This window comes from Streptomyces sp. NBC_01116 (genome assembly GCF_041435495.1).
Taxonomy (GTDB): Bacteria; Actinomycetota; Actinomycetes; order Streptomycetales; family Streptomycetaceae; genus Streptomyces.
Genome location: NZ_CP108644.1, coordinates 6,857,314 through 6,878,219, shown reverse-complemented (window position 1 = coordinate 6,878,219; position 20,906 = coordinate 6,857,314). Strand labels below are relative to the sequence as shown.

The following is a 20,906-nucleotide window of genomic DNA, read 5'->3' as shown; positions in this document are numbered from 1 at the left end:
CGCGATGCGGTGCGCGCCCAGCGGGGAAGAGCAGTCAGAGGCCGGTACGCGCTTCGGCCAGCTTCACGTCCGCCGCCCGCATCTCTCCGCATGCCTGCGGATGCTTCTGATCCATCTCCTCAAGCCGTACCGGCGACTTGCACAGAGCCGTAGTCGCCTTCAGGTCCAGTTCGGCGTCGAACTCGTACGGCTTTTGCGAACCGATAGGCGCCGGTCGCGGTGACGACTTCACATGCGCCATCGCTGCGATCTTTCCTTCGGCCCCGCCGAAGTAGATCCACAACCGGTCGCCGGCCCTCATCCGCTTCAGCGACTTCCCGAGCCACCACTCGGTCGGACCGGCGTCGTCGCGGGCCAGCCTTGCGACCCGCGCTGGGGTGGAGGGGCCGTTCTCGATCGTGTCGCGCTCCGGGTCGAGGCAGTACAGCCAGTCCCGAGGGCCGACGATCTGGTAGACGGCGCGCCCGCCTCGGTTCGGAATCTTTTCCAGCACCTCCTGCTCGGTCAGCGCCCGCAGCAGTGCACGGGCCCGCTTATCGTCGATCTCCCAGCCGTAGCTGTTCATGGTGGCTACGACGCGGACCGCGTCCCACTCTCCGTTTTCGCTGGTCACCCGGTTCTCCAGCACCTCCACCTGAGTCAGCCGAGTCTGATTGCGTGGCCGGCCGTGCCGTTCCAGCAGGTCGTACAGCTTCGCCGCGCCCATGCTCGCAGCGATACCGAGGGCGTACCGGTCCACGGTGCCGCTTTCATCGACCGCCACGATGGCCCTCTCCCGCCAATCCTCCAAGCCCCCCACCAGCCTGGTCACGGCTTCGATGTCCCGCCACAGGTCATGAGGTGCGGCCTGCTCCGACAGCAGCACCTTGTCTTGCAGTGCGGCGCGCACCACTCGGGCGAGCTGGTCGGAGGAGATCACGACGCTCTCCTGGCTTCCGTCATCACCGAAATTAAAGTCAACCCGCGTCGCCATAGCGACTCCTCTTCTCTGAATTGGAGAGGAGGTTACATCCTGCTTCCGTCAGCGCGCCACCGCTGTGACGGCATTGGCCAGTTGGGCATCCCGAAGCGACCGGTCAGGTCGCGGGCGCGGCCCGGACTGAGGCCCTCGATGTCCTGGCCGCCCGCGCTCCGACCCTGGTCGAGGCCATGAAGACCGCCACAGCCAAGGCGTGCGTCATCCTGGACGGCACAGTGCTGCCCATGGACAGGATCACCGTCGAAACCTCGTACTACTCGGGCAAACGCAAACGGCACGGCATGAACGTTCAGGTCCTCACATTCGGCCGACTGCTGTGGGCTTCCCCGGCCCTGCCCGGCTCCACCCACGACTTGACCGCTGCCCGCTAGCGCGGGATCGTCGACGCACTCGCCGCCGCGTGACTGAAGTGCTGGGCGGACAGTGATGATGGGTAATGGCGTCGCCGACAGGTCTGTCCCTTGGGCTGACTGACCGGAATTCCGTGTCCTTGCCTTGATCCGTCGATCTGCCGGTGACGCCATCGCACGTGGCCGGCCAGGGGCATCGTGACTTCATAGGAGCTTGTGCGAGAAGGCCCGTCACTGTCGTGTCCGCTTGTCTCGACCGGCATGCGTGTTGCCCTGTCAGCACGACGAGGAGGCAGCACTCCAACATGATCGATCAGCAGGCCGAGAACACAGTCTTCGCCGGAGTCGACACCCACACCGACACCCACCACGCCGCCGTCGTGGATCCGTTGGGACGCCCTGTCGCCGACCAAGAATTTCCCACGACCACCCAGGGGTACCGTGCCCTGTTGACGTGGCTCATCACGTTCGGGCACGTACAAGCGGTGGGGGTGGAGTGCACCGGCTCGTACGGCGCCGGCTTGACGACGGTGCTGAGCGCGGCCGACCTGATGGTGGTCGAGGTCAACGCCCCTGACCGAGGCACCCGACATGCCCGCGGAAAGTCCGACCCGATCGACGCCTACGCCGCCGCCCGCGCAGCGGCCTCAGGACGCGCTACGGCGATTCCCAAGTCCCACACCGGCACGGTGGAAGCCCTTCGCCAACTGCGTGTAGCCCGCGCCTCCGCGATCAAGGCCAGAACCCAGGCGATCAACCAACTCATCGGCCTGCGGGTAACCGCACCCGAGCCTCTGCGCGCGTCGCTCACGGGTCTCACCCGGAAGGCTCTGGTCAAGTGCTGCCTTCGGCTGCGGCCGGGAGCTGATCTCCGCTGTCCTGCTGACGCCGCTCGCTATGCGCTGCGGCAACTGGCACGTCGCATCCGCATACTCACCGAGGAGATCGACGACGTCACCGAACGTATGACCATGCTCACCACGTCCGCCGGGCCCGAGCTCGTCGCGTTGCTCGGCGTGGGAACCGAGACCGCAGGACAGCTCCTGGTCACAGCTGGCGACAACCCCGAACGCCTGCGCTCGGAGGCCGCGTTCGCCGCACTGTGCGGCGCCGCCCCAGTGCCGGCTTCCTCAGGGCGCACCGACCGGCATCGACTCAGCCGAGGCGGGGACCGCCAGGCCAACCGCGCTCTCCACATGATCGCGGTGGTGCGGATGCGCTACTGCCCGCGCACTCGCGCCTACGTTGCACGTCGTACCCAGCAGGGGCTGACCAAGAAGGACATCATCCGTTGCCTCAAGCGCTTCATCGCCCGAGAGGTCTACCGCGCCCTCACTCGTACTCACACCAGCGGCACCATCTCAACAACTTGACTTCTATAGGAGCATCAAGGCATGCCAAGACGCCGGACAGCACATCCGAGTCCCCTTCCGGGGCCGTCGGCTCAAGCGCTGGAAGCGAGGGCGCAACAACAGCCACGCCAACTATCCGGGGCGTCGGCGAGCAGGCGATGGCCGTCGTGAAGGGCTGGCGCCTCCTGCGGAAGCTCCGCTGCAGCACCAACCGGAGCACGGACTTCGTGAAGGCCGTCATCGTCCTTCACCGCGTCTCAACGTGAGGTTGGAAAAGGCTCACTGGCGTTCCCAGCCACTTCTGTGGCAGGCTTCTGCATGCCAGCAACGGGGTCTCGCTCGTAGCCAGATCACCAGCTGCGCTTCAGCCAAGGAGTCTGCGGACGCACCCGGACCACCGGCTTGTCTCTCACATCATCTTTCACGTAGTAGGCACGAGCCTGCGGCGGTGTTCCCTGCCGTGCCCGCGCTCGATGCCCGCGCGCACCACTCGGAGGCTCAGTCATGCCGGCACGTTCCGCACCGTCGCATCTCTTCTTCCTGACCCAGCCCAAGGGCAACGGCGCCATCCTGTTCAGCATGCGGGGGACACCCCGCGGACCGGAGCTCTCGAAGATCGGGACGTTCGAGGATCGCGACGAATCCCAGCTGCTCACCCTCACGCTCAATGCGGCTCTCCAGGGAGGAACAGGCGCCCTCACGAAGGTTCACCGGTGTTCGGCTTCCCTGCCTGGCCCCCTAAGGAGGGCAATCACTGACATCGCGGGGGAGATCAAGGACGCAAATGGTGACGCCCCACGGGCCCAGGCTGCGCGCAGAACCGCGCGGGCGGTTACGGAGAGTCTGGGACAGCGCAACGCGGCCGCATTCTCGCTTTTCAGCGCTACCGACTGCGGGAGCTGCCCGAACTGCGGCTGCACTGTGGACGAGGACTGCGCAAAGTGCGCTGTCTGCGACTCGTCCCCCCGAGGGCGCGGCTGCGAGGACTGCAGCGGCGTTGGTGTAACGCCCAGGACCGCATTCGTTCTCCATCGGCAGCTGAAAGACCTTGCGGACAAGACGTACCTCGCCGCTTATGACCCCGACTTTTGGGAGTACAGCGTTCCGGTCAGCGCGGGGGCCCAGTCGAACTGGTTCCTGCTTCACTGCGCTCGCGCCTACGACGACCTCGCGGCCGATCTGCTCGCCGGTGGCATCCCGGAACCACACTGCCTGGCCGAGAGCGTGCTGTTCGGCCATGCCGTGAACAGCATCGGCGGGTTCAGTATCGAATCCGTCTGCGCGGACGAGGTCTACCAAACTCTTCCGGCCTCTCGGTTCGACTATGACTGGGAGTTCCTCGCTAATGAGAGCGGGCTGCTCGACGTCAGCGACAGGGCGCACGACTTCCTGGAAGCAGACGTGGCCGAAGAAGACCTGTGGGACGAGTGGTTCAAGCCTTACACCGACGTCGAGCCCCGGGACACGACCCACGGGTTCCGCTGCTGACGTTCGCCCGGACCCAAGCCACGGCCGGGACGGGCGTCCAGTCCGCTCGACTGAACGCCCGTCCACGGGGTCCGGCTCGCCTGCTCCGTGGTGCCCTTGGCCGCCGGGACCGGGCAGGTCTCGCGACTCCAGCCACATAACGAATCGAACAGGTGACCCGACGCACGGGATCACGGTATTTGCCCAGGCCGCAAGACGGTTCCATCTGGCCTCGATGGTGCCGCCGCAGGATCTTCGCTAGCTAGCGGGACGAGAGGACCGGAGACATGGTCCGCGAACTCGGCCGCGCATCGTCCACGAGCGATCAGCCTCCTGTACCCCCCCCCACCTACAACGGCCAGGCCCGCTGGGTGGCTACATGGCCTTCGACCTATGCCGCCAAACGGCATGCTCCAGCCCGCCTTTGTCGTGCCCGAGAAGCGCTGCGGCTTCCTCATACACGGCGCGCAACTGGTCGTATGGGAGGTCCGGAACACCAGCATCCACGGCGAAGGCACGCAGATGTACGTCAACGGCGACGTGCGAACGGCCGACGAGATTGCCTACGTAGTCGATGCTCTTCGGCCCCACTCCCTTCACCGCGCGCAGAGCGGCGCGATTGGCCTGATGATCGAGCCAGGCATAAAGGCCCTCGCGGGTATCGACCCCGTCGGCAGCGAGGAGGTCGGTGATGGCGTGAGCCGTCGCGACCTTCTGTGCGTGGTTGAACTTCATTGCCACAGCCAGGTCTTCCGTGACGAGCCGGCGCTGGAATCCGCGGACTGTTCTTGCATCAGCCCAGCTCAGTTGCAAGTGGAGGAGCCGCGGTCGGAGAGTCCTCTCGTAGGTGCACCGTGGCTGGAAGCTGACGTCGCAGATGACAGCACCCATGTGGGTCCATCCGCCGGGCTGGAGAAACGGTCCGCTACCAAGGAAGTGTCGAATGTGGTCGGCGAGCCGTTGGGCAGGGCTGGATGCGGGCATGGGTCAAGGATGGCGCTGCCGTCTGGCAAGCTGGTGGGAAAATGCAAAACTTTCGAATGGATGGAGCAGGGGGCCGTTCCCTCGGACAGCTTCCTCCATGTTGGGAAAGCTGGCCATCTCGGCTACCGGGTCTCCGTCGAGACCGGGGCGAGGCGAAACAGGCACTGAACCGTGTTGAACTCGATGACCTCGGCGGTGAAGCGGAACTTGTCGCCAACTGCAATGGTGGCAGAGACCTCTTTGCCGGTCAGGTGGAGGTTTCCGGTGTTGACGTCCTCGTACTTGAAGTTCGGGCCGTCCGTCGTCTGCGGCCCCTTGTCGCCCGGGCCGAGAAGGAAGTCGTAGCGGGTCCGGGCATCCGCGTGGGCCGCCATGTGCCTGATTGACCCGTCGAAGGCGACCGTCTGCCCCTCGTGCTTGGTTGCGAAGTTCACGTTCGCTTCGCCACACGGATCCGCCTTCAACAACGTGGCGAACTCGGGACTGTTCTGCGCCGTGATCACCTCAGCGGTGGTCGGCTCGTCTACGGGCGGCGTAGCGGAAGGCTTCTCACTGGCGGCCGGCGAACTGGCTGACGCGCCCTTCTCCTCGTCGCCGTCGCCGAGCGCAACGCCCGTGCCGATGATGGCGGCCAAGACCACGAGGGCGGCAACCCCCACCCCGATCAGACGCCAAGGCAGTGGCCTCTTCGGCCGACGGAAGTTGAGGGTGGTGCGAAGTCTTCCTGGGAGCTGTTCTACGAGCTCCCATCCGTCCTTCTGCATCTTCGAGATCACCAAACCGTCGGTGCCCCGAACCGTCTGCACGGCCTTGTACTCGTACTTGATCTCATCGGCCACGCGGCTCTCCGCCCCCCTGCAGCGAACTGGTCACACCAACTGGAGGCGAGCATAGATGACTTCGCGAGAGACGAACGTCACCTTCGGCCCCTGCTCTCCCGCTTGACCGGGTCGCTCGCTGCCGCGCTTAAGCAGCGCGTCTCGGCTGCGGATGCAGAGCATAAAGACGACGTCGATGCCTACGCCTGTCCGTGGCCGTTCGACGCGGCAGCCGCAGGGTGGTGCTCCCCCACGAAGAGCCGCCCGACTCGAACTCGCGATCGTCACCATGTTCCGCTCGCAACCGGCTTCGCTCCTGGCGTCTTGCATAGCCCGCATGACCTGGAAAGAACGCCTGGTCTCCTTGGGAGCCCTCTGGGACTTTCCTGGGACTTTCGGCCGCATCAAGAGGCACGGGCGTGAAACAACCGAAAGGCCGTTTCCCCAGGTCAGAGGCTGATGAACGAGCGTTCCCGCAGGTCAGCTGAGCGACTGGTCTCTTCCGGGACATCTGACGGGCGGGGTGTCGTGCCCCATGGAGATGAGGGGCACGACACCGCAGCATGTCATCCGACCTGCGAATACCTACCTGCACGGCCCTGCACTGATCACTGTTGCCTTTCAGTACCTTGTGCACCCCACGAGCAAGGTCAGGACGACCTTGATGCCATCGCGGCGAAACTCAACCGCCCCGCACGTGCTTGGGCATGCGGGCGTCGCACAAGCGACCCGAGGAGGCCTGCCGACAGGGTGCCCGGAATCGGGGTGGGTGCCGGAGCACACCTCGGCGCGGGTTACGAGCCGCCGGAATCCGCCATTGACCTCGCCACCCGCATCGTCCGGCAGGGCGACGCGCGACAACTCTCCGTACCCGCACCGCATCATGGCGCTGTCGTGCGGGAACGGCCCTCCACACCACCGCGTGAAGGCGACTGCACAAGACCTTCACCATCCAATCACTTTCAGCCGCGCTGCGAGCACGGGGCGACTCCGGGTGCAGACGGTGCGCGGGGGCCGCGCCTACGCTCCCCGGCCATGAGATCCACTCGCACGAGACGTCTCGGTCTCGCCACGATCATCGCCCTCGCCCTCGCGCTCTTCGGCCTGGCGCCCTCCGCGAACGCCGCCGCCCCGGCCCCGGCCGAGCTGTCCTTCGCCACCGACGCCGCCACCACCACGCCCGGTGGTGCGGTGAACCTGTCGATGACGATCAAGAACAACCAGACGTACGACATCTGGTTCATCTACCAGTCCATCGATCCGACCTGGCTGACCACCCAGCGTCCCGACCTCAAGTACAGCTTCACCGGCTGCAGCCTGGCGACGAACACCGGCGCCGTCCCGTGTTCCGGCACCGGGCCGGCGAACCTCGGCGGCAACTACGGCACCACCATCCCGCCCGGCCAGAGCCGGACCGTCACCCTGACCCTGCAGGTCGCCGCAGACTCCGGCTGCAACGGCAACATCGGCTTCTACTCGTACTTCTACGCGGAGTTCAGTGACAGCAGCAGCCTCAGCGGCGGCCCGGTCTACACACCCGAGACCCGCGTGCTGTGCGCGTGACCGCGCCCCCGCGCACCCCCAGGGGCGCACATCCGTGTTGAGCGGGCACCCCATGGACGAAGACGGCGGCCGACCCCAGCTCCACGTTGGCCGCCGTCGGCATGTCATCCAGGAATGACTTGATGCAGCCCCACGCCGACCGGGATTCGGGTCCAGCCCCTTGGGGTTCCTCGCCCTCGGGTTCCAGCAGCCCGCATTCCGCCGTTCGCCTTCCGCAGCAGCACACCGGCCTGCGGGCGACTCCTCACCTCCGGGCCCGGGAGCGACGCAACCGGAGACGACGACCACCTTGTCAGATTGATCGCCACATATGCTTTTCCGTCAAGTTTCCCGGCAGTCACACAAAAACTCCACACGGACCTCACCATGTGTCTCGACGGAAGCGTCGACGACCGTTGCCTCAGAGGGGCGGCGGCGTGGCCATGGGGTGGGGCAGGCTCCGACAGGAGCCCAACCTCCCCTGCCCTGGGGAGGGATTTCCACCGCATGAAGCGGACTATTCGCACCACCGCGCTCGTAGTCGGCGCGCTGATGGCAACGATCGGGTTACCGGCTGCCGCCGCCCAGGCGGACGATCCGGCACCGCGCGTCGATCTGCGCGTGCTCGTCGTGAGCGACGGAGGGCCGTCCACCGACGCCATCGCCGCCGAACTGGAGAACGCCGGAACGCCGTACACCGAGGTCGAGCTGGAGGACGCCGGCCGGCCCGTGATCGACGCGGGCTTCCTCGCCGACACCGTCGACGGCCGACCGCGCGCGAAGTACCAGGCCGTCGTCCTGCCCAACGACAACCCGTTCCCGACGGGCTCCGCCGAAATGGCGGCCATCGTGGCCTACGAACAGGCGTATTCGATCCCGCAGGTCGACGCCTACACCTACGCGCGTCCTCAGGTGGGACTCAACGCGGCGGTCGGCACGGGCTACGCCGGCTCCGTCGACGGGATACGGGCCGAGGTGACACAGGCCGGCAAGGCCGGGCCCTTCGGCTACCTGGAGGGCGCTGTCCCCTTCGAGGACAACTCCCCCACCGTGGGCGAGTCCTACGCCTACCTCTCGACGCCGGTGGCGGGCGCCGACTTCACCCCGTACGTCCAGGCCGCCATCCCGGGAAGGCCGACGAAGGGCTCCCTGGTGGGCGAGTACCGGCACGACGGGCGGCGTGAGCTCGTCGTCACCTTCGTCTACAACCGGTACCAGCAGCAGTACCGACTGCTGGCCAGAGGCATCGTGGAGTGGATGACCGGTGGCGTGCACCTCGGCGCCGACCGCAACTACTTCGCGGTCCACGTCGACGACGTCTTCGCCGCTGACGACCGCTGGGACACCGTGCTCAACTGCACGCCCGGCGACGTGGACTGTCAGCCGGGCGAGGGCACCCCGAACCCGATCCGCATGGTCCCGGCCGACGTGGATCACGCCACCGCCTGGCAGAACCGCCGGGACTTCACACTCGACTTCGCCTACAACGCCTCCGGCACCCTCGACCACCGCGAGGACAACGGCGGCCAGGATGCCCTCGCCGACAGGCTCATAGCCGGCCGGGACCAGTTCCGCTGGATCAACCACACCTACACCCACGCCTTCCTGGGCTGCGTGCAGAACACGAGCGTGGTGCCGTGGACGTGCGCGAAGAACCCGGACGGATCCACCCGGTGGGTCGGCCGGAACGAGATCGCCGACGAGATCGCGACCAACGAGGCGTGGGGCGTGGCAGCCGGACTCCCGCTCAGGAGCGAAGAGTTGGTCACCGGCGAACACTCCGGCCTGAAGGTGACCCCTCAGCAGCCCGTGGACAACCCCAACCTGGGGCCCGCCCTCACCGACACGGGCATCGAGTGGCTGGGTTCGGACAACTCCCGCGACCCCGTGCAGCGCCGGGTCGGCACCGCCACGACCGTCTCCCGCTACCCGATGAACGTCTTCTACAACGCCGGGCGGGAAGCCGAGCAGGTCGACGAGTACAACTGGATCTACACCGGGCGCGCCCAGGGCGGCAGCGGGATCTGTGAGGACAACCCCGCCACCTCCACCTGCCTGGCGGCGCCGCTGGACATCGCCACCGGCTACACCGACCACATCGTCCCGCTGGAGACCCGGATCGCGCTGGGGCACGTCCTCTCCAACGACCCCAAGCCCCACTTCATCCACCAGTCGAACCTCGCCGAGGACCGCATCGCCTATCCGGTGCTCGACGGTGTGCTCGGCGCCTACGACGACCTGTTCACCGGCGGCACCCCCGTGGTGAATCTCCGCATGAAGGACATCGGCGTCGAGATGCAGCGCAGGGCAGCCTGGCGGGCCGCCCTCGACGCGGGCCAGGTCACCGCCTACCGGATCGGCGACAGCGTGACCGTGCGGGCTCCCGGGGGCGTGGCGATCGCGGCCACCATGCCGGCCGGTACCCAGCACGGCGGCACCGGCTTCGGAGCTCCCTACGCCGGCAAGGTCTCCGGCTGGGCCTCGACCGACGGCCTGCCCTACAGCCTGGACCTGCCCGTGTCCGCGGGCCCGCCGGCCGTGGCGGACGGGCCGTACGGGAGGCCCGCCGTGACCGGCGCACCGACGGACGCCGCACCGCGGACCGAAGTGCCTTCCGGCGTCGCGGAGCAGGTCCGCTACGGCGCGGAGCGCTGACAGGCGTACGCCCTCCTGTCCCGGTCGCCGGTGCGGCGGCCGGGACGGGCCCGCGACCCCCGGGCCCGACAACCTCACTTCCCGGCCGTGGAGCAGATCGATGTACTTTCCCCACGGCGCGCCACACTCCGGCGTGTCGCGCGTCACCCTGCTCACCGAAGGCACCTACCCGCACAGTCACGGTGGTGTGAGCGTCTGGTGCGACCAACTCGTCACCGGCATGCCGGACATCGCGTTCGACGTGATCGCCGTCACCGGCACCGGCCGCGAGCCGGTCGTCTGGGACGCCCCCGCCCACATCGGCCGCATCGTCTCCGTCCCCATGTGGGGTCCCACCCCTGAGGGGCGGGCGCCGCGCGGAGACCACCGCAGACGGCTCGCCGAGTCCTACGAGCGGTTCGTGACCGCACTGCTCGACCCGCGCGCGGAAGGCGGTTTCGGCCCGGCTCTGTACGCGCTGGCGCGGGCCGCCCAGGACGCCAGGCTCAGTCCTTTCCTGCGCGGAGACCATGCCATCGGCATCCTGACGGCCCTCTGGAACCGGCCCGGGCTCGCGGCGCGCGAGGCCCGGCCGACCCTGCAGGACGCGGTGACCGCGACCGCACTGCTGGAGCACGCCCTGCGTCCGCTGGCCGCACCGTACCCGGAGGTGGGAGTGGCGCACGCGGTCAGCGGAGGCGTGGCGGCCCTGCCGGGCCTCGCCGCGCTGGAACGGCACGGTGTGCCGCTGCTGCTCACCGAGCACGGCGTGTATTTGCGCGAGCGCTACCTCGGATACCGCACCGCTCCCTACCGGTGGCCGGTGAAGGCGCTCGTGCTGGGCTTCTTCCGGCTGCTGGCGGAGGAGACCTACCGGCGGGCCGCCCTGATCACCCCGGGCAACCGCTACAACCGGCTCTGGGAGGAGCACGGAGGCGCCGCGCCCGATGCGATCAGGACGGTCTACAACGGTGTGGACCCCGCCGCGTTTCCGCCCGCCGGCCCGGAACCTGCCGACCCCGTCCTCAGCTGGGCCGGCCGCGTCGACCCGATCAAGGACCTGGAGACCCTGATCCGCGCCTTCGCCCTCGTACGGGAGCGGATGCCGGCCGCGCGGCTGCGCCTGTTCGGCGGCACGCCGCGCGGCGGGGAGGCCTACCGGGACAGGTGCGAGGCGCTGGCCGCGGAGCTGGGCCAGGCCGCCGCGGTCACTTTCGAGGGCCGGGTCGAGGACATCAGGGACGCCTACGCGGCGGGAAACGTCGTGATGCTCTCCAGCATCAGCGAGGGCTTCCCCTTCACCCTGATCGAAGCCATGTCATGCGGGCGGGCGACCGTCTCCACGGACGTGGGCGGCGTCCGGGAGGCAGTCGGCGACACCGGTCTCGTCGTGCCGCCCCGCGATCCGGCCGCGATGGCCCACGCGGCCCTGGAGTTGCTGGCCGACGCCGAGCGGCGCCGGACGATGGGCGAGGGGGCCCGGCTCAGAGTGATCGAGCAGTTCACCCTCCGGCAGACCATCGACACCTTCCGTTCCATCTACCAGGAGCTGTCCGAGTCCGGCGGCCGGAGAGCATTCTCGGCCGTAGAGGAACACGCGCCGACGACGGTGGGCAGTTCACCGGTGAGGAGCGCGGTCGGATGAGTGGGCCCATGCCGCTGGAACCGGGCGGCGCGGAGCAGCACACGCTGGCCCTGCGCCTCGCCGACGACCGCACCCTCGCGCTGCGCCTCGCCGGCCCGCACCCGCCGGCCCCGGTCCTGCCCGGCCACGGGGCGCGAGCCGACGCGGTCGACGAGCTGGCCGCCGCACTGGCCGACCGTATAGCACCCGCGGTCCACCCCTACGAGGTCGCCGCCCTGCTGGAGTCCGAGGGCCTCACCGGCGACCTGATCCGGGAGAAGTACGGGCACACCGACCTGTTCTCGCTCGCGACGGCGTTGTACCGGCGTGTACCGCGGTCGTTCCCCGAGCCGCCCCGTCCCGCCGATACCTGGCGGCCCGACCATGTGCGCTGCGCCTTGCGAGGGCTGCTGTTCGCGCTCCCCGGCCTCGCGTACGCGCTCGCCGGGCGGCTGCTGCCTCCTGACGGCGCGGTGCGGGCGCTGGTGGTGGCCGGGCTCATCTCGTGGGCGTGGAACCAGGCACTGGGCCACCGGGCGTACGTGCGCCTGGCGACCGGGCGGCTGGAGGCGGGCCGCACCCTCGCGAAGGGGGCGCCGCTGGGCGCTGCCGCGGCCGCCGCCGCCGGCGCCGCCCTCTCGGGGTCGGCCGTGACGGCCCTGGCCGTCACGGCCCAGTCCGCTTACCTCGCGGCGGCCGGTGTGCTGCTCGTACTGGGCCGCGAACGGCTGCTGCTGGCGGCCCTCGTGCCGGTCACCGTCGGCGGGGCGTCGCTGCTGTGGTGGGAACCCGGGAACGCACTCCGCGCCGGGTTGCCGCTGCTGTCGCTCCTCGGCACGGTCGCCGCGGCCGGCTGGGCGCTGCGCGCCACCCGCTCGGCCCCGGCCGCGCCCGGTACCGCGCGTTTGGGGCTGTGGCCGTCCCTGCCGTACGGCCTGTTCGGACTGGCCGCCGGATCACTCGTGTTCCTGGCCGGCCGGGACCATCCCTGGGCCGTGATCGTGCTGACCTTGAGCATGGGGCCGGCCGAGTGGCTGCTGTACCGCTACCGCGGCCTGTCGGTGGCGGCACTGCGGTCCACGAGAACGCTCGGCGGGTTCCGGGCCCGCTCCGCCGCCGTTCTCGCCGGCTGCCTGCTGGTGTACCTCGGCCCCCTGACGCCGGCGGCACTGCTCGTGAACGCCGAACCCGCCACCCTGCTGCTGCTCGCCGCAACGCTGTGGGTCTCCCTGCTGCTTCAGGCGTTCGGCACCGCCTGGCCGCCGGCCGCCGTATGTCTCACCGCGGCGGCGTTCTCCGGCGCGGGGGCGCTGACCGGCGCGCCACCGGGCACCGCGGCGCTGCCGCTGAGCTGCGGTGCTGCCGTGCTCTGTCTCACCGCGCTGACCGTACGGCGGCTGGGCCGACCCGCCGCCCACAGCTGACCGGGCTCCACCGACCGCGCACCCGCCACAGGCGTCCGCTTCCCGGGCCCCTCGAACCGCCACCGACCACCGACCACCAACCACCGGAAGGAAACCATCTTGAACGCCCCATCGCTCGCCGCCGTCACCGGAGCCGAGGGCTTCATCGGTTCCCACCTCACCGAGGCGCTCGTCGCCGCCGGGCACCGGGTGAGGGCCATGGCGCAGTACAACTCCTTCTCCTCGTACGGCTGGCTCGAGACCCTCTCCCCCGCCGTCCTGGACCAGGTCGAGATCGTCCTCGGAGACGTCCGGGACCCGGGTTCGGTCCGCCATTTCGTCGAAGGGGCCGACAGCGTCTACCACTTGGCCGCGCTCATCGCGATCCCCTACTCCTACCGGGCGCCCCACAGCTACGTGGACACCAACATCACCGGCACCCTGAACGTGCTGGAGGCGGTACGGGCCGCGGGCACACCGCGGCTGGTGCACACCTCCACCAGCGAGACCTACGGCACCGCGCAGACCGTGCCGATCACCGAGGACCACCCCATCAACACCCAGTCCCCCTATGCGGCTTCGAAGGCGGGCGGGGACCGCCTGGCCGACAGCTATCACGCCAGCTTCGACACCCCGGTGGTGACGCTGCGGCCGTTCAACACCTTCGGGCCGCGGCAGTCCATGCGGGCCGTGATCCCTACCGTCATCGGCCAGGTCGCGGCGGGGGAGCGGACCATCACCCTCGGCGACCTGCGTCCCACCCGGGACTTCACCTTCGTCCGGGACACCGCGCAGGCGTTCCTGGCGGTCGGCTCCGCGCCCGCCGAGCGGGTCGTGGGCCGAACTTTCAACGCCGGTACGGGCGGCGAGATCTCCGTCGGCGACCTGGTCGCCCTCATCGGCAAGCTGATGGACACCACGCTCGACGTCCGCGAGGACACGCAGCGGCTGCGGCCCGCGAACTCGGAGGTCATGCGACTGGTCGCGGATGCTGGGCGACTGCACGCGGCGACCGGCTGGAGCCCGGCGCACAGCCTGGAGGAGGGCCTCGCGCGGACGGTGGAGTTCTTCCGCGAGCCGGGGAATCTCGCCCGCTACAAGACCGGCACGTACAACATCTGACCACATCCGGCACTTCGAGCAAGGGGAAGACCATGTACGCAGTGATCATGGCCGGTGGCAAGGGTGTCCGGCTGCGGCCCTACACCACGGCTCTGCCCAAGCCGCTGGTGCCCATCGGCGACCAGCACGCCATCCTCGAGATCGTCCTGCGCCAGCTCGCCTCGGCCGGCTTCACCGGCTGCACCATCGCCATCGGCCATCTCGGCGAGATCATCCGGGCCTACGTCGGCGACGGCTCCCAGTGGGGCCTGAGAGTCGACTACTCCACCGAGGAATCCCCGCTGGGGACCATGGGACCACTCCTGACGATGCGTGAACGGCTGCCGGAGAACTTCCTGGTGATGAACGGGGACATTCTCACCGACCTCGACTACGCCGACGTCCTCCACCGACACCGGGACTCCGGAGCACCTCTGACCATCGCCACGTACGCGCGCCAGGTGCGCATCGACTTCGGCGTACTGACCACCGACGCGAGCAAGGTCGTCGGCTTCACCGAGAAGCCGAGCTTGGACTACCGCGTTTCCATGGGGGTGTACGGATTGACCCGGGCCACACTCGACGGCTACACCGCCGGACTGCCGCTGGGCTTCGACGAGTTGGTGCTGGACCTCCTGGGTTCCGGTAACCCCCCGCACGCCTACGATTTCGACGGCTACTGGCTGGACATCGGCCGTCCCGACGACTACGACCGGGCCAACGCGGAGTTCACCAGCCGCAAGTCCCTGCTGCTCAAGGGGGCCTGAGCAGCGTATGCGCATTCTCGTCCTCGGTTCCACCGGTTATCTGGGGGCCCACGTCGCCGAGCGGCTCGGTGCTCTCAAGGGCGCGCGGGTCCTCGGCGGCGGGCGGTCCCCCGCCGCCGACGTTCCCGTCGACCTCGCCACCGACTCCGTCGAACGGCTCGCGAAGACCCTGGCGTCGGCGGCGCCGGACTCCGTGGTCAACTGTGCCGGCGCGACCGGCGGGGACCCGGTGGCGCTGGCGGAGGCCAACGCCCGGGGGCCCGCCGTCCTGTGCGAGGCAATGGTTCTGGCCTGTCCCTCGGCCAGGCTGGTCCATCTCGGTTCGGCCGCCGAGTACGGCCCGGGGACCGGCAGGATTCCGACGGCGGAGTCGGCGGCCACCGGCCCACTCAGCGCCTACGGGGCCACGAAGCTGGCCGGCACGGTCACCGTCACGACCTCGGCCCTGGACGCACTCGTCCTCAGGGTCGGCAACCCGGTGGGGCCCGGGGCACCTCCCGGCGGACTGCCCGGCCGGGTCACCCGGCTCCTGCGCGAGGCGGGTTCGGACACGGACGCGGTGCTCCGCCTCGGGGACCTGTCGGCGTACCGCGACTTCGTCGACGCACGTGACGTGGCACGGGCGGTGGAGCAGGCGGTGACGGCGCCCGGGCCGTTGCCGCGCGTGCTCAACATCGGCGGCGGCGACGCCGTACCGGTGCGTGAACTGGTGCATACCCTGGCAGAGATCGCGGGCTTCGGCGGACGCATCGAGGAACAGGGCGTCGGCTCCGCCCGCTCGGAGCAGGTGTCCTGGCAGCGCTCCGACATCTCTGCCGCCGGGGCAGCCCTCGGCTGGCGTCCCTCGTATGCGCTCCGGGAGTCTCTGACAGCACTGTGGTCCGCCGGCGCCAGCCCTCCGGCCCCGCACGAGGAAGGCGAACCGTCATCGTGAGCCTCCTGATCCCGCTCTACGTCCACCCGGCCGTGGACCCGGCCGCCTGGCACCGGCTCATTGAGGCGGCCGACCGTACCTACGCGGTCGTGCTCAATCCCGCGGACGGGCCGGGCGGCGCCCCCGATCCCGCTTTCGTCTCCGCGGCGGGGGCGCTGCGGGGAGCGGGCGCCCGCGTACTCGGCTATGTGGACACCGACTACGGCACCCGGTCCTCCGCCGATGTCACCGCCGATGCCGCCCGGCACCGGGAGTGGTATGCGACCGACGGCTGTTTCCTCGACCGGGTGAGCGCCGCCGGGGACGCGCTGCCCGCCTACCGGAAGCTGGTGCGCTCGCTGCGCCGGCAGGGTGCGTCGCCCGTGGTCCTCAACCCGGGCGTGCACCCGGCTCCCGGCTACGCCGGCATCGCCGATCTCCTCGTCACGTTCGAGGGCCCTTGGACCACCTATGTGTCGGCGTTCAGCAGGCCCGACTGGACGACGCGCTGTCCGCCCGACCGCTTCTGCCACCTGGTGTACGACGTACCCGAGGCGCTGACCCCGCTGGCCGTGCGCACCGCCCACGAGCGTGGTGCCGCGGTGTCGGGCCCGGTGACCGGGAAGCCACCCAACCCGTGGGCCCGGCTCACGCCGGTGCTGTCCGGAGCAGGGCGGTGAGACGCGGAGCCCTGCCGTGGGCAGCCCTGCCAGCCGTGCTGGCGGTCGTGGTGAGCACCCTGCTGTCCGGCTGCTCCGATACGGGCAGCCGGGACCCGGCATCGGGCGGACCGAGCAAGGGCCGGTGGCAGCCTCGTCCGGGGCTGGCCTGGCAGTGGCAGCTCGACGGGAAGGTCGACGCCGAGGCGGCCGACGTGCCGGTCTATGACATCGACGGCTTCGAGAACGACGCCGAGGACGTCGCCCGGCTCCACCGCGCGGGCCGCAAGGTGATCTGCTACATCAACGTGGGCGCCTGGGAGGACTACCGGCCCGACAAGGATGCCTTCCCCCGCTCGGTGCTGGGCGGGCCGAACGGCTGGCGGGGTGAGCGCTGGCTCGACATCCGGCGGATCTCCCTGCTTCGGCCGATCATGGAACGGCGGTTCGACATGTGCCGGAAGAAGGGATTCGACGCGGTGGAGCCCGACCTCGTGGAGGGGTACGCCGACGACACGGGCTTCCCGCTCACCGCGCGGGACCAACTGCGATACAACCGCATGATCGCCGGCATCGCCCACGAACGCGGCCTGGCGGTGGGCCTGAAGAATGATCTCTCGCAGATCCCGCAGCTGGTGAGAGCCTTCGACTTCGCGGTCAACGAGCAGTGCGCGCAGTACGGCGAGTGCGCGAGGCTCACACCGTTCATCGAGGCGGGCAAGGCCGTCTTCCACGTGGAGTACACCGAGCCGACCGACCGCTTCTGCCCCGAGTCCCGCAGGCTGGGCCTCTCCTCCATGCGGAAGAAGTGGGAGCTGGGGACCTGGCGCAGTCCGTGCTGAGCAGCGAGGCCGGGCCCGGAGTGGTTCGGGCCACGTGGCCCCGCCTGGCCCGGCGCTCGCCGGGTCCCGCCACATCACCACCGGATCCGTCGGCAGCCCAGCACTGAGTATCGAGTCCAGCGCCTGGTGCCGCGTCCCAGACGGAACGCCTGCCACCGGACAGCGCGGAGGTGCGCCGTTACCAGTGGCTCGGCTTCCGGCGGCGGGAACCGGAAGCTCTTCACCGCCTGTTGGCGGAACTGAGGTCGCCGAGGGCGGTGGGAGAGCGCCGACCGCCGACGCCGATCGCGTCCAGCCGGTATGTGGCGCCCGCACGCGTGATCGGGTTCGTCGTCCTGTGCCGGAGCGGCGCCGCCGCCCTCGTCGGATTCGCACTGGTGGGGCTGGTGCTGCACCCGCTTGCGGGGCGGACCGTGGCGGTGGCCGCGGTCACGGTGCCGCGGGGGGCCGCTGTCGCGGTCGGGACAGCGGCGGGGATGGGGTTCGTGCCGGTGTCGGGTCCGTGCGGGGCGTTCATGGCTCTGGGGATCGAGTTCGCCACGACCTACGCGGTGAACCGATCATCGCGACGGCACATCACCGACCACTGGGCTGAAAGGGGCACACCCGCCCTCGTCGTTCCCAAGGTCTCCACTCGCCGGCCGGTCCGGCCAGTCCTCGGTGCCGGGCCTCGGCCGTGGGCGGAAGAGTCGGGCCGACCGGTGAGAAGTCCTCTCGCGGACCAATCCACCGCCCGTCCGGTGGCGAATAGCCTGTGCGCGGAGGCTTGGGAAGGAGCACCGCGCACTGCGGCGCCATCGACTATGGCCGCCGCACCCGTTCCTCGCGGTGACGGCCTGTGAGGAACAGCTGTCGTGGGGTGCCACTCCTGGGGTGCCCCACGACAGCCCGCCTCCCGGAACCCGTCGAGTTCCTCGCCGCATACGCGTGCGGGGCCCACTCACGAGGAGCGGGCCCCGCACGCGGTGCGTTCTAGCGGCCCTGGAGGTACTGGGCGTAGAAGTAGCCGCGCTCGGCCTCGAAGCCGGCCTTCTTCTCCTTGGCGTAGGTGATGCCGTACGGGCCGCCAAGGTTCAGGTAGTCCGCGCTCGCCTTGTGCCCTTCGACGTGCTGGTAGCCGCCGCCGGCCTTGCCGCCCTCCCAGTCGTTGGCGGCGGCGGGGGCGGCGGCGACGAAACCGGCGGCGGCGACAGTGGCCAGGGTGAACGCGATACGGCGGAGCATGAGTGGTCCTCTCGAAAGACGTAACGGCTGTCGGGCAACACGAACTCTTACGGATTTCCTGCCGCATGCCGAAGTGCCCCGCCTCGCCGGAGCGGTAATGCACCCTTCTGGAGCCTTGGTTGAAAGCTGACCGGTGGCCGGGGGACCGAGAGGGCTTACGGCCCCGGGCCAGGCGGCAGCCGAAGCACCGATAAGGTGAGATGTGTGAAGGAAGCGGAGACTGGGACACGGCAGCGGAATCAGGGTGTCGGTCACTCACCCAAGGCCGCGTGCGTGGTGCCTGGACGAGCAACGGCGCGGGCTGATGACCTGCTGGTGCTGATCGCCCACGGCAGCACGAAGGCCCTGGCCGAGCTGTACGACCTTGTCTCGCCGCTGCTTCTCGCCCTCCTGCGATCCAGACATTCCACCGCGGACCAGGCAAAGGACGCCCTGGTCGACGTCTTCGCCCAGATCTGGCGTACGGCCCCCACCTACAGCACGGGCCCCTACGCCCTGGACTGGATCATTGACCAGACGCAGAGAGATGCGCGTATCGGAGCCCCCGGGGGTCGGCGGCGTGACGGCGTGACCCGGGGACTGCTGTAAGACCTGGGCCTCGGCACAGCCACTGCCGCTCGTCGGCGCTCAGCACCACCATGACCATCACCGGAAGATCGGTGTCGTGCTGGATCACACCGGCGGTGAGAAACCGGCCGTCGAGGGTCCACTTCTTCAGCCTGATGAACTCGTCCCTGTCCGCCTCCGTCTGCTCGGCCTCGATGAGGTGGCCGGCGAGCCGGGACTCCTCGATCTCGGGGAGGAAGTCGGCCAGCACCTGCTCCCCCTGCTCGTAGACGGCATCCAGGTCGTCGAAGTAGCCCGATTCGTCTACGTCGCGGATCCAGACGAAGAACGAGACGCTGACCGCCCCACCATCGAACGTCCGGATCCAGCCCCCGACGCTGCCCTTGTCCCACGACGTCTCCACGCCGTCACGGGTCTTGCCCCCGGGCGTCCACCCATGAGCCAGGAACCGCGCCGCCGCGGCCTCGGCGGTCAGCGGGGCGATGCCCCTGAACTCCTCCAGCATCGCGATCACTTCAGCCATGAACCCGTTTCCCTCATGGCGAGCAGTTTGTCAGCTTGCGCGGTGAGCCACCCGTCGGGCCGGCCCGGCTACGCCTCGGCCTTCTTCATCAGCTCCACCAGGCTGGAGAAGCTGTCCGCGCTGCGTCCGGCGTCCATGCCGCGCCGGAAGAGGTCGGCGACCGCGGCCGGAAGGGTGGTGTCGACGCCCGCGTCGGCATTGGTGTGCAGAACGTGCTCGACGCTGGCCATCCCCATGGCCAGACGGTCCACGTCGCCGATGTGCTGGCCGGTGTCGACGCGCTCGGAGTAGAAGGAGAAGAACCCCGGCAGCGAGTTCGCGGTCTCCACGGCGTGCGGCAGGATGTCCTCCGCCGTCAGGCCGTTGGCGTCGGCGAGGGCCTGCCAGTAACTCAGCATGGAGGTCCAGAACATGACCATGCCGACCTGGTACAGGAGCGCGGCAAGCCCGGGGTCCTCTCCCCGGTGGTCGGTCCGCCCGGTGATGACTTCGAGCGCGAGCCGGTGCCGGTCGAAGACCTGGCGCGGGCCGCTGTAGAAGGTCGAGGACTCGGCCTGCCCGATCCCGGAGGGCGGTACGGTGACGCCGCCGGTCAACTGGACAGCGCCCCGTTCGGCTGCCCAGCGGGCCCCGGCGCGGGCCTTCTCCGGTGTGTCCGAGCTGAGGTTCACCAGGGTCCGATCGGCCAGCGTCTCCGCGGCGGGCTCAAGAGTGGCGTACATGGCGTCGTAGTCCGTGAGGCTGAGGATCACCAATTCGTTGGCGGCGAGGGCCTCCTTCACGTTCGGCGCGAGCACCGCCCCACGGGCTACCAGAGCGTCTGCGCGCGACGCCGTGCGGTTCCAGACGGTGACGTCGTATCCGCGGTCGAGGAAGGCGCCGACCATCGCCTGCCCCATGGGGCCGAGGCCGATGACGGTGACCGACTGCCTGGTGCTGGTGCTGGTGCTGGTGCTGGTGCTGGTGCTGGTCATGATGAGATCTCCGCTCCTTGCTAAAAGGATCGCTCTATTCGGTGCACGGCGAGAACGTACCATGCCCTAGAACGAGCGCTCTATTTAATAGCCGCTTCGGTGACCGCGTACAGACCGACCAGCGCAAGGAAATGAATCGCCGTCGCCGCTCAGGTCACCGCAGCACGGCGAACGTCACCGCCA

17 protein-coding genes and 2 pseudogenes are annotated in these 20,906 nt (G+C 69.2%); 13 read left to right on the top strand and 6 right to left on the bottom strand.

The genetic code is table 11. From position 1 onward, the window contains the following. Positions 1-34 precede the first annotated feature (34 nt). Positions 35-973, bottom strand: a complete 939-nt coding sequence (locus tag OG245_RS30170; protein WP_371626517.1) for a hypothetical protein — start codon at positions 971-973, stop codon at positions 35-37. A gap of 128 nt (positions 974-1,101) precedes the next feature. On the opposite strand from OG245_RS30170, the pseudogene OG245_RS30165 reads away from it, so the two are divergent. The 4 genes and pseudogenes from OG245_RS30165 to OG245_RS30150 all read left to right on the top strand — a co-directional run. Further along, positions 1,102-1,347, top strand: a pseudogene (locus OG245_RS30165) (transposase family protein); the annotation flags it as partial. A gap of 287 nt (positions 1,348-1,634) precedes the next feature. Then, positions 1,635-2,702, top strand: a complete 1,068-nt coding sequence (locus OG245_RS30160; protein WP_371626516.1) for an IS110 family transposase — start codon at positions 1,635-1,637, stop codon at positions 2,700-2,702. A 16-nt stretch (positions 2,703-2,718) separates the two neighbouring features. Beyond that, positions 2,719-2,947: pseudogene (locus OG245_RS30155) on the top strand (transposase family protein); the annotation flags it as partial. Positions 2,948-3,185: 238 nt separating this feature from the next. Further along, a complete protein-coding gene (locus tag OG245_RS30150) occupies positions 3,186-4,169 on the top strand; it encodes a hypothetical protein (protein ID WP_371626515.1) in 984 nt (327 codons plus the stop codon). Positions 4,170-4,523: 354 nt separating this feature from the next. Here OG245_RS30150 and OG245_RS30145 read toward each other — a convergent pair whose 3' ends face one another. Both OG245_RS30145 and OG245_RS30140 read right to left on the bottom strand, forming a co-directional pair. After that, entirely contained in the window at positions 4,524-4,889 is a 366-nt protein-coding gene (locus tag OG245_RS30145; protein ID WP_371626514.1) for a hypothetical protein, read from the bottom strand. 365 nt (positions 4,890-5,254) lie between these two features. Then, positions 5,255-5,971 carry a DUF4839 domain-containing protein gene (locus tag OG245_RS30140; protein WP_371626513.1) on the bottom strand — a complete coding sequence of 239 codons (717 nt, stop codon included), beginning with the start codon at positions 5,969-5,971 and terminating at the stop codon, positions 5,255-5,257. Positions 5,972-6,985: 1,014 nt separating this feature from the next. On the opposite strand from OG245_RS30140, the gene OG245_RS30135 reads away from it, so the two are divergent. From OG245_RS30135 to OG245_RS30095, 9 genes are all read left to right on the top strand, one after another. Further along, the gene (locus OG245_RS30135) at positions 6,986-7,513 is read left to right on the top strand and encodes a hypothetical protein (RefSeq protein ID WP_371626512.1); all 528 of its coding nucleotides are present in this window, start codon (positions 6,986-6,988) and stop codon (positions 7,511-7,513) included. A gap of 486 nt (positions 7,514-7,999) precedes the next feature. After that, on the top strand, positions 8,000-10,147 hold the full coding sequence (locus OG245_RS30130) for a hypothetical protein (protein WP_371626511.1): 2,148 nt from the start codon (positions 8,000-8,002) through the stop codon (positions 10,145-10,147). Between the two features lie 100 nt (positions 10,148-10,247). Then, positions 10,248-11,771, top strand: coding sequence for a GT4 family glycosyltransferase PelF (gene pelF / locus OG245_RS30125; protein WP_371626510.1), 1,524 nt, complete (start codon positions 10,248-10,250; stop codon positions 11,769-11,771). Next, positions 11,768-13,174 carry a hypothetical protein gene (locus OG245_RS30120; RefSeq protein WP_371626509.1) on the top strand — a complete coding sequence of 469 codons (1,407 nt, stop codon included), beginning with the start codon at positions 11,768-11,770 and terminating at the stop codon, positions 13,172-13,174. The genes pelF and OG245_RS30120 overlap by 4 nt, the downstream gene beginning before the upstream one ends. Before the next feature lie 99 nt (positions 13,175-13,273). Continuing rightward, positions 13,274-14,275 carry an SDR family NAD(P)-dependent oxidoreductase gene (locus tag OG245_RS30115; protein WP_371626508.1) on the top strand — a complete coding sequence of 334 codons (1,002 nt, stop codon included), beginning with the start codon at positions 13,274-13,276 and terminating at the stop codon, positions 14,273-14,275. A 32-nt stretch (positions 14,276-14,307) separates the two neighbouring features. Continuing rightward, positions 14,308-15,021 carry an NDP-sugar synthase gene (locus OG245_RS30110; protein ID WP_371626507.1) on the top strand — a complete coding sequence of 238 codons (714 nt, stop codon included), beginning with the start codon at positions 14,308-14,310 and terminating at the stop codon, positions 15,019-15,021. 7 nt (positions 15,022-15,028) lie between these two features. After that, a complete protein-coding gene (locus tag OG245_RS30105; RefSeq protein WP_371626506.1) occupies positions 15,029-15,955 on the top strand; it encodes an NAD-dependent epimerase/dehydratase family protein in 927 nt (308 codons plus the stop codon). Then, complete coding sequence (locus OG245_RS30100; RefSeq protein ID WP_371626505.1) at positions 15,952-16,614, top strand: spherulation-specific family 4 protein; 663 nt, start codon at positions 15,952-15,954, stop codon at positions 16,612-16,614. Before OG245_RS30105 ends, OG245_RS30100 begins: the two co-directional genes overlap by 4 nt. After that, positions 16,611-17,435 carry an endo alpha-1,4 polygalactosaminidase gene (locus OG245_RS30095; protein WP_371626504.1) on the top strand — a complete coding sequence of 275 codons (825 nt, stop codon included), beginning with the start codon at positions 16,611-16,613 and terminating at the stop codon, positions 17,433-17,435. The genes OG245_RS30100 and OG245_RS30095 overlap by 4 nt, the downstream gene beginning before the upstream one ends. A 972-nt stretch (positions 17,436-18,407) precedes the next feature. Here the strand turns inward: OG245_RS30095 and OG245_RS30090 are convergent. From OG245_RS30090 to OG245_RS30080, 3 genes are all read right to left on the bottom strand, one after another. After that, positions 18,408-18,659, bottom strand: coding sequence for a hypothetical protein (locus tag OG245_RS30090; RefSeq protein ID WP_371626503.1), 252 nt, complete (start codon positions 18,657-18,659; stop codon positions 18,408-18,410). 505 nt (positions 18,660-19,164) lie between these two features. Next, the gene (locus tag OG245_RS30085) at positions 19,165-19,749 is read right to left on the bottom strand and encodes a hypothetical protein (protein ID WP_371626502.1); all 585 of its coding nucleotides are present in this window, start codon (positions 19,747-19,749) and stop codon (positions 19,165-19,167) included. A 68-nt stretch (positions 19,750-19,817) separates the two neighbouring features. Then, positions 19,818-20,723, bottom strand: coding sequence for an NAD(P)-dependent oxidoreductase (locus OG245_RS30080; protein WP_371626501.1), 906 nt, complete (start codon positions 20,721-20,723; stop codon positions 19,818-19,820). Positions 20,724-20,906 lie beyond the last annotated feature (183 nt).